The organism is Lishizhenia sp. (assembly GCF_057456495.1).
Map to the genome: position 1 here is coordinate 1 of NZ_JBVCPV010000117.1, position 9,388 is coordinate 9,388.

General features: G+C 36.1%; 9 protein-coding genes. 6 read left to right on the plus strand and 3 right to left on the minus strand.

Annotated elements, in window-relative coordinates:
- The 4 genes from AC22ZQ_RS09315 to AC22ZQ_RS09330 all read left to right on the plus strand — a co-directional run.
- Positions 1–452 (plus strand): PEP-utilizing enzyme (locus tag AC22ZQ_RS09315; RefSeq protein ID WP_318958510.1); only part of this gene is annotated, 452 nt, incomplete at its 5' end.
- Positions 445–1,791 (plus strand): nucleotidyltransferase family protein, encoded by a 1,347-nt coding sequence (locus AC22ZQ_RS09320; protein ID WP_318958511.1) that lies wholly within the window; start codon positions 445–447, stop codon positions 1,789–1,791. The genes AC22ZQ_RS09315 and AC22ZQ_RS09320, both read left to right, overlap by 8 nt.
- Positions 1,791–2,354 (plus strand): hypothetical protein, encoded by a 564-nt coding sequence (locus AC22ZQ_RS09325; protein WP_318958512.1) that lies wholly within the window; start codon positions 1,791–1,793, stop codon positions 2,352–2,354. Before AC22ZQ_RS09320 ends, AC22ZQ_RS09325 begins: the two co-directional genes overlap by 1 nt.
- The gene (locus tag AC22ZQ_RS09330) at positions 2,355–3,131 is read left to right on the plus strand and encodes a hypothetical protein (protein ID WP_318958513.1); all 777 of its coding nucleotides are present in this window, start codon (positions 2,355–2,357) and stop codon (positions 3,129–3,131) included. It begins immediately after the preceding gene.
- Here the strand turns inward: AC22ZQ_RS09330 and AC22ZQ_RS09335 are convergent.
- Positions 3,128–5,419 carry a phosphotransferase gene (locus tag AC22ZQ_RS09335; protein ID WP_318958514.1) on the minus strand — a complete coding sequence of 764 codons (2,292 nt, stop codon included), beginning with the start codon at positions 5,417–5,419 and terminating at the stop codon, positions 3,128–3,130. The genes AC22ZQ_RS09330 and AC22ZQ_RS09335 overlap by 4 nt on opposite strands.
- 122 nt (positions 5,420–5,541) lie before the next feature.
- Between AC22ZQ_RS09335 and AC22ZQ_RS09340 the strand changes: the two genes are divergently transcribed.
- The gene (locus AC22ZQ_RS09340) at positions 5,542–6,132 is read left to right on the plus strand and encodes a hypothetical protein (protein ID WP_318958515.1); all 591 of its coding nucleotides are present in this window, start codon (positions 5,542–5,544) and stop codon (positions 6,130–6,132) included.
- Here AC22ZQ_RS09340 and AC22ZQ_RS09345 read toward each other — a convergent pair.
- The gene (locus AC22ZQ_RS09345; protein WP_318958516.1) at positions 6,129–7,442 is read right to left on the minus strand and encodes a cytochrome P450; all 1,314 of its coding nucleotides are present in this window, start codon (positions 7,440–7,442) and stop codon (positions 6,129–6,131) included. The genes AC22ZQ_RS09340 and AC22ZQ_RS09345 overlap by 4 nt on opposite strands.
- 50 nt (positions 7,443–7,492) lie before the next feature.
- On the opposite strand from AC22ZQ_RS09345, the gene AC22ZQ_RS09350 reads away from it, so the two are divergent.
- Positions 7,493–7,933, plus strand: coding sequence for a YqaA family protein (locus AC22ZQ_RS09350; RefSeq protein ID WP_318958517.1), 441 nt, complete (start codon positions 7,493–7,495; stop codon positions 7,931–7,933).
- Here AC22ZQ_RS09350 and AC22ZQ_RS09355 read toward each other — a convergent pair.
- Positions 7,923–8,900, minus strand: a complete 978-nt coding sequence (locus tag AC22ZQ_RS09355) for a fatty acid desaturase family protein (protein ID WP_318958518.1) — start codon at positions 8,898–8,900, stop codon at positions 7,923–7,925. The two genes, AC22ZQ_RS09350 and AC22ZQ_RS09355, sit on opposite strands and share 11 nt — an antisense overlap.
- Positions 8,901–9,388: the final 488 nt, after the last annotated feature.

The window sequence follows — 9,388 nt, forward strand, 5'->3', positions numbered from 1 at the left end:
ATAATAAGCTCGTGACTTCCCGTAAAAAGGAATTAGAGCATTTTAAAGAAGAAGAGCTTCCTCAACGTTTTGCAGAATTAAAAGGAGAATATTTTCCTGTGCCTCAAACGAGGGTTGCACCCGTAGAGGGTGCGATACAAGGTATGGGTTGCTGTAGCGGTTCTGTTTCAGGTAAGTTTATTGTGGTTGATGAGCATACAGATTTGTCTCAAGATTTTTCTGGATACATCGTCATCGCTAAATTTTTTGAACCAGGATGGATAAACATCTATACCCAAGCCAGCGGAATAATTGCAGAACGAGGAAATTTACTCAGTCATGCTTCCATCATTGCAAGAGAATTGAATTTACCAGCTATTGTTGGTGCAAAAGGAATTATCGAAGGAATTAAAAATTCTCAATCGATTAATATGAATGGTACAACAGGTATAGTATATTTAAAGGATGAATAATTTTCAGCTCACGTCTTTGATCACTAAAATCAAATGGTCATCTCAGGAATTGGCTCTTATTGAGGAAGGATTAGGTTTACTTTCTGATTACAATGCTTTCTACGATTATTGCTTCAAGTGGAAATTAGCACCCTGGGTATACACACAGCTCAAGAATAAAAATCTATTACAGTTATTGCCAGATTCTACGCAACAACTTTTTCATAAGGAACACACGCGTATTGAGGAACAAAATTCAAAGCGAAATCATATAGCCCAACAGGTATTTGTAAAGTTTAAGGAAAAGGGGATAGACGTAGCGGTGCTTAAAGGGAACTACTTTCTTCATACGGTATACAAAGACGTGGGGTATAAGAGAATGAATGACTTTGATATTCTCATAAGAAAAGAAGATTGGAATAAAATTCAAGATGTATATCTCGAACTTGGCTTTATACCGCTTGGTTTTGGTTGGAGTGGTGAGAAAGAAAAACCAGCCCAATTTAGTCATGTGGGAATGTCCTTTATTAGTCCTGATTACAACTGTATTTTTGGTTCTCAATGGGGACTGAAATCACCTACAACAAAATATGAGGTCAATATAGAGGATGTTTGGAAAAGTGCCGTTCCTTTTGAATTTGAAGGGGTAAATATTTTGGCCTTATCTCCGGAGTACAATTTTCTACATCTCATTCTACATCTAGGTATTTACAAATGTGGGGTACGTGATTGTATGGATATTTACAATTTGCTTTATCATGAGTCATTGGATTACGAGAAAATGTATAGCATATTAGAACAAGCCAATGCATTAGACAAGGCTTATTTTGCATGTCAAATGAGTAATTCTTGTGCTCCTGCTGTACCCAAAGAATTTATAGAAAAAATAAAACCCCAAAGTGGTTATTTGCTTCAACGTACCCTCAAAAGGTTGAAAATACTTGAATTGGGTGGAGATATACACGCTTCTTATAATGACTATTTCCAGGACATAGAAAAGGATGTTATCTATTTCAATCTATTCCCCAAATTTCATTTAAAAGCGTTATTCTATGCAAAGATTTTGCGCAAGATATTTTTTCCAAATATTGATGTAGTCCTGAAACTAGACGATCAACAAAAAGGAGCATCTGTTCTTTCAAATGTCGTAAGTTTTCTAAAAGCTCCGTATTACATCTTTTCTCTTATAGCTCAAGAAATCGGATGGAAGTTTACCTTCTTACTTTTCTTAAAACTGTTAATAGATCTAGTAGTGTCTTTAAAAAATTACATTATACCTCAAACCTCATATTTTGATTATTTGAAAAGCAGAGATATAGACCCCAAAGAAATTGCTAAAGCCGTTAAAAACATTCAATAATGAAGCATATTGTAATAACAGGGATAGATGGAACGGGGAAGTCTAGTGTGATTAAAGAACTTCGCACTAAACTTAACGTTAGAGTGGTTAGTATCTGGGATGCAATCGCCAATAGCGCTTTTCAATCTAAGGAGGAAGTTGCTCTGCATTTACTTCAACTAACTACTAATGACCGCGTTCGTTTTATGAGTTCGGCTTATCAACAATCCATGGAGAATAGTGCGGGTGAAATCATATTACATGACGCATATTTTTACAAATATTTTGCGGCTGAATTGGCTTATGGAGCTGATGAAGAGTTGGTGAAACAAGAAATGAAAAAGTTTAACATTCCCTCTAAGGTTTTTCGACTAATGTTACCCGTTGAGGAGTGTATCAAACGTAAAGGTGAGCATTTTACGCATTATGAATGTGGGTTAAAGAAAAAGTCCACCGAGAACTATTTGACCTTTCAAAAGAAAGCACTGAAAAAGTGGGAGTTTTTTAATCAATCGGATTGGGTAGAAATTGATGCATCGGTACCTGTTGAAACGATTGTAAGTGAAATTTTAGAAAGTTTGTAAATGAAAAGTATCGTTATTACAGGTGTAGATGGAAGTGGTAAAACGTCCTTTCTAGATAAGCTAGAAGAATCGAGTATAAATGCTCGTTTTGTTCGTGTTCCTAAAATCGAGGTGGATCAATACGAAGGTGACTTAAAAAAGGTGGGATTATTCATCAATAAAATGGGAGAGAAGTCCGACGAATTAAAAAGTCCAACCTTGAAAATCATCTCTATATTCTCGTCTATGCTGTTTTTTGAGGATTTCTATGCATTCCAACAAAGTCATTCTCCTAAGGTGATTTTTTGCGAAAGACATCCCTTGATTGATACGGCCGTATACGGTTTAATATACATGGAGTATCTCAACCAATCTTCTGCTTTAACTAATGATCTTGAAATTGGGGAAGAAGAAGGGCATGTTTTTGAGAAAATTGCACAAAAAGTCAACCGTAACCTTGGAGTGGATCAAATTAAAAATGCGAATGGGTTATTATTATTTTTAAAGGATTGGTTTTCAGATGCTGAAAATTTTAAAGTTAAACAATTGAGTAAGCTTTTTAATATAGCATTGCCCGATGAAGTTTATTTTTTAAACGCACCTACAGAAGTTTTATACCAACGCATTTCTTCAAGATCTAATAAAGAAGTACACGAAACCAAAGTGGCTATGGAACGCATGAAGGGACTTTATACCAAGGTATTAGAAGATGCACAAATAAATTTCAAAAGTTTAGATACATCAGATTGGGAACCTACCCGTCAATTGGTAGATTCTTTTACAGAGCGCTTTGGCTAATTTTCCTCTAAAATTTGAAGCATTCTCATAGCATTTGCATAAATTCTATCTACGAATTTTAAGTTCATAACAACGTTCGCTGTTTTATAGAAAACAATACGTGTAACGATGTATTTCTTAATGGAAAGTAAGGTGATATTCTTCCAATCCTCAAATGATGTCTCGCTCTCACTGATTTGATAATGGTATTCTATCCAATGCATCAATTGGTCGGCAGAAAAATCTTCTTCCAAAACGAAACTTAAGAATTCAACAACATCCCTTTGCGGGTAATCGATCACGGAGAGTTCCCAATCGTAAATTACAGGTTCTCCATTTTTTCGTATAGCAATATTTCTAGGGTTGAAATCATTATGTACCAAGGTCATATGCACTTGAGTTTGTGGACCTTCAATTAACTCATCTAAAAATTGATTCAAAACTTTATAGTGCTCACCATATTCCATTATGAGTATATCTATCATACATCTGTGCACCTCTTCTGTTTGAGCGATAAGATGTTGTTTTACAGCTACTTTTTCAAGTAGGCTATCCTTGTTTTTAAATAAGAGATGTATTTGGTTGATGACATCTATTACATTTTTAGTCAGGGGTTTTGACCATAACCAAGGTTTGTTTTCACTATCCATTAAATGCATTGTATTTGCATCTAAAAACTCTTGGAACAGCATGAAGATTTCCCGTTGGTTATGAAGGATATGCCCGAAATACTTAGGGGTACCATCTCCATTTAATTGATGAATTTCATGAGGTATGAGTAGCTCTTTGAGGTGACTGTTTACATATTCGAGATGGTCTTTATGGTTGGAAAGTAAATCTGACAATTTAGGATCTATAGAGGCAGACATCATGTGTAATCCTTTGATTACCTCTATATCCTTAGCTTTAGATTTGATCAGTATTTTTTGCTCTCCTTTAGATGTTTCTATTGATAGGGGAATGAAACCAATTAATTTGTTGGTTACCCTTCTACAGATATTCATTAAAATACCTTTTTCTAATTCACCTTTGTGTAATTCTATTTCACGGGGTGTTTCGGAGAGATACGGACGAATGACCGCAGTGATGAAATCGGAATTGAGTTCATTCCATTGTATCCAATCTACAGGTTTGTTTCTTCCTAATTTTTCATGAGCTTTGGCGAATTCACCACTTGCGATAGCTGAGATAGTGGAGAGTTCAAGGCCTAAACAAAAACCAGCAATAATCGTAGCAAAACGTTCTATTTTTCCGGTGCCATAGCATCCCATTAATTCTAAAGCTTGACGTTGTTTTGGAAGGTGTGTTCCTCCTCCTACGGTTCCAATTACTAAAGAATATAAGGTGAGTTTGGCGTGAATTCCATTTTCAACCTTTTTAGTTTCTAACAGGGCTGTTGAAGATTCATGAATGGAAGCCAGATCTTGACCGGTTGCCACAAAAATAGCAGCAATCACATTGGCTACATTTACGTTGTATCCCACCATTCCATCTTTAGCGGCGAGTTTTTTACTCGGAGTAAAAAAGTTCATTATGGTTGTGACGTCTGTTCTAAGTACTTTTTTAATGATGTCCTCACTTAAAGTACATTCTACCTCTACTTTAACACCACGACCTTGATCTAATAAGAGTTGAGATACCTTCTTATCGGAGGCACCATTTCCTTCAATGATATAATGATTAATCTCTATTCCGGTAGTTGCTTCAAACGCTTGATTAATCCACTGAATGGCATGCCAGGTACAGGTTGTGGTCATATTTTGACCGGCAGCATCTCCCGTGGTGTAAATGAACCTTACCGTTACGAATTCATCGAGAATAACTGTATCTAATTTCAATAAGCAAGCGTGGTTGGAATAAGATTCTGCCTGCTCTTTAATTTGCGGAAAATTATCATGTACAAAGGCTTCAAAAACAGCTGCTTCTTCTGAGTTATTCATCTGAAACATGGGAGCGCGCATCATACGCTGGTGAATCATTTTACCTTTTACACCACCCGCTAGACTTATGGCTTTTGCACCTCTATTCATACTTGCCATTAGTGCACCCTCTAGTGTACCTGCTACACAATAAACATCTTGTTCCTCTCCTTGAATATTCATACGTAGAGGTCCACCAATACCCAAAGGAACCTCTACAGAGCCTATAAAGGATTCTATATTTTTTTGAATATCATAGGGATTTATATTGCTTTTTTGAATTTGATCAATCTTGTATCCTTTCGATTGAAGGTGCTCAAGTCTGAGATCTAATGACTTACGTGTTAAAAGCCCCCTGCCTGGTACGGGCGTGTATTCGTATTCGCTCATGAAGTAGTATTACCTTCTCAAAATAAGCAAATAAATCAACCATAACGCTTTCCTTGCAATGATAAATATCATAGGTGAGTATATTTTTTCTTCATACATTTAAAGAAACAATACTACTTACTATGAAAAATTCTATTAAAATTTTCAGTGTTATTGCTGTGCTCTTAATTCAAGTGCCTTACATTTTTGCCCAAGAAAATGTAGATAACAATCGTTTAAAACTTGAATTTGAACCTGGTTTATTTTTCAATAATGGTCGTTCACTTAACATCCTTTACAATGTTACCAAAGACAATAATTTGGGGATTGGACTTTATTTAATGACCACAGATATTCCCGATCAAATTGCAAGGAATATGTTTGTTGATTACAACGATTCCTTGAACTGTAGAGTAACACAAGAGTTTGCCTTGAATGTAAGGTACCGCTTTAGAGTTGCGAAAAATATGGAATCAAATCCTTATGTAGGACTTATTTTAGGGTGGGAGAACATCTTAATCGAAAAGGAAGGTTTCAATGATCTAAATTATAAAACCTTTTTGTTTACCCCATTTGTTGGATACGAATGGTATGTATATAAACGAATGCTTTACATCAACCCTCAGATTCGTTCGGCATTTTATCTCGGAGCGACCAAATCGGTGGATACGCGTCCAGAAGAATTAAAATCATTCTTAATGGTTCCTTCAATTTCTGTAGGACTGCGAATTTAGCGTGGAACAATATTTAGGCTCAAATCACCTTTCGGTTGAAGGGTGATTTTTGGGTCTATCTCTACACGTTGATCAGAGGGCAATGAAAATGAATAAGCCTTGCTCATTTTAGCCAATACCGCCATCATTTCTATATGACTAAAATGATTTCCAATACACATACGAGCTCCAAGTCCGAAGGGCATGTATCCGCTTAAATCTTGTCTATTAAAAAATCGTTGAGGTAGAAATTTTTCTGGATCTTGCCAATATTTGGGGTCTCTATGCGCAATGAAGGAACAAATGAGTACATGTGCTTTTTTAGGAATTTTCCAACCATTGACATGATCTTCCACGATAGGTTTTCGAGCTATGAGCCATACGGAAGGGTAGAGGCGAAGCGTTTCCTTAATCACTCCATTAAGCCACTTAGACCTCGTTACCCCCTCAAGATGAGTGTCATTTTCAATGAGCTCTTCTACTAGTTTATCTTGCATCTTTTTATGCTGCGCCAAAAGAATAAGCGCCCAACTCAAAGCACTTCCCGTCGTTTCATAACCAGTAACGAATAAGGTTAAGAATTCATCGTGTAATTCATCGGTTGTCATTTTATTACCCTGCTCGTCTGTTGCTTGAATTAACCTGCAGAGTAGGGTATCATCATTATCCGTTTTTTTAAGTGCTATAATCTCATGCACGAGCTGTTTTAATTCCTCTTTCGTTTTTTTGTAAACAATATTTCTTCGGGTAGGAAACCATAAAGGGAACTTAAAAAAGTTTCTGTTGTGGTAGAGAACAAAGGAGTATTGTTTTTGTATCAGCGGAAGGAGTTTGGCTTCGTAATGACTAGAGCGCGCTTCGCCGATCAAAACAACGCTGATAATTTTAATAGAAATCGCAATCATTTCATCTTTTAACTGGATGGACGAAGTTTTCTTCCTCTGCCAAGATTTGATCAATTCATCGACTTGGTCGGACATGGTTTCATAGAGCTGATTTACAGCTTCTTTGTTGAAAGATGGTTGAATCATTTTACGTTGTTTCTTCCACTTTTCCCCTTCGCTGTTGAGTATTCCATCCCCTAGCATTAATCCAAACCCTTTGTAAGCTGGACCTTTGGTATAGTTTCTCCAATTTTGCTGAAGAATTGTTTTAGCGTGCTCATAACCCGTAACTACCACAAAAGGAATGGGAGCAGAAACTCTATAGATATCTCCATGACTTTCAAATTGCTTTTTGGTTCTACCAATAGGGTCTTTGATCAGATCAAAAGCTGCTTTCCAAGGCCATTTTCCTTTTACTAAGGGTAGCTGTTTGTTTTTATTCGTCATGAAGTTGCTTTAAAGCTAAAATACTAAATTAGAACATTGTATAATTGCTTATGGGCTTATTAACACTTGGATATTTTGGATTGTTTCTGGGAACCTTAGTTTCAGCTACCTTTTTTCCTTTTCCTTCGGATGTGTTTGTGATTGGATTTTATGAATTAGAATATTCAGCCATTCCTGTTGTGATTGTTGCAACCTGTGGAAATTTATTGGGGAGTATTGTCAATTACTACATCGGTTATTACGCCAATAATGAAAAGTTAATTAAGCGTTTTAAGTTGAATGAATCAAAATTAGAAAAATGGCGCAAGCGCTTTGATAAATGGGGTGTGAAGCTGGGGTTTATCTCCTGGGTTCCATTAATTGGAGAGCCCATGACTGCAGCACTGGGTTTTTTCAGAGTTGACTTGCTCCCCTTAAGTGTTACCATGTTCATCGGGAAGATGATACGCTATATAGGTTTGTCTTTAATATATTTCAATATTATTGCTTAGGTATAGGTACCATTTTATTCTTTTTTTCATCCCAAAGTTTTAGGTTAAGACATTTGTAAAAGGTTTTAAAATGTACGGGCTTTATGTGGTGTGATTCGAAAATGTCTTGATGCACTTTGGGAAGGTTTACCGAAGGAATAGCACAGTTGTAATGATGTACGTGATGATACCGTACATTTTCTGAAATTGAATTAAGAAAAGGACCAAAATCCATAAAAGAAGCCCCGTGAATCGATGCTTCAAGTAAACTCCATTTTTCTTTCCTATACCATTTAACCTCTTCATATTGATGTTGCATGTAGAAAACCATAGCTACCACACTATAAGCAATAAACCAAGGAGCTCCAAGGGTCCACAAGACCTCCATTCCAAGATCATAATGTAGAATAAAGTATCCGATGATAATATAGGCTGCATCGCTCATGAGGATGGAAGTGTTAGATTGTATACTTCCACGTTTGGATGGAATTCTAGTAAGTAAGAAATTGATAAGTGGGATAAGTGCAAATCGAGCAAATTTTGAACGAACAAAACGATAAAATAGCTTTTTGCCTTCGGAAGCATTCCTGTATTCCTCTACTGTCATTATCCAAATTTCAGGATTAAAATCACGTTCATCTAAATTGGCGAAAGTTTTATGATGATAATTGTGTACATATTGCCAAAGTCCATAGGGAAAAGTGGTAATTAACCCTGAGGTTCGACCAACAATTTCATTCATTATTCTAGCGCTAAACATGTTGTAATGTCCGGTATCGTGCAGAAATAGAAATGATTTGAAAATTACAAGTATCAATGGAATCCAAAGTAAGGGTACATACCAGAAATAATCTTGATAAGCGACGATTCCAACGAGGATAGTGAAGAAAAAGATGCTAAAGTTTAATACCGCTTTAAGTAAAGAAATAGTGTTGTTGGGTTGCAACAAAGGCATAAGGTAATTTCTGTACTTCTTGTCTAATTCCATAGTAGTATTTTAATCTTTTAAAAGTTATGGATTATTAGTGAATATTGATAATAAGTTTCGATAAACTATAGGTATTTGGTTAGGTGTGAACATAAGTCGGTAGACTTTTTTAGAAGTGTATTTAGACCTCATTAATATGTGTTTGCATTTACTGAAATAGGGTGCAAAGAGGGTTTAAATTAGAATTGCCTTTGTTTACTGCGGTTTGACTTTAGGGCATAAAAAAGGCTTCCAATTTGGAAGCCTTCTTGTGATCCCGCAGGGATTATTATCATGATCCTATTGCGCATTGATTTATTCTCAAGCATGAAAGCTTTTTATTACTAACGCAACAAGAGTCTTCTTCATTTTGCATCTTATTTGAATGGATTCAAAACGCTGTAAAACAAAAAAGCCTCTCACTATTGTGAAAGGCTTTCTTTTGTGATCCCGCAGGGATTCGAACCCTGGACCCATACATTAAAAGTGTATTGCTCTACCAGCTGAGC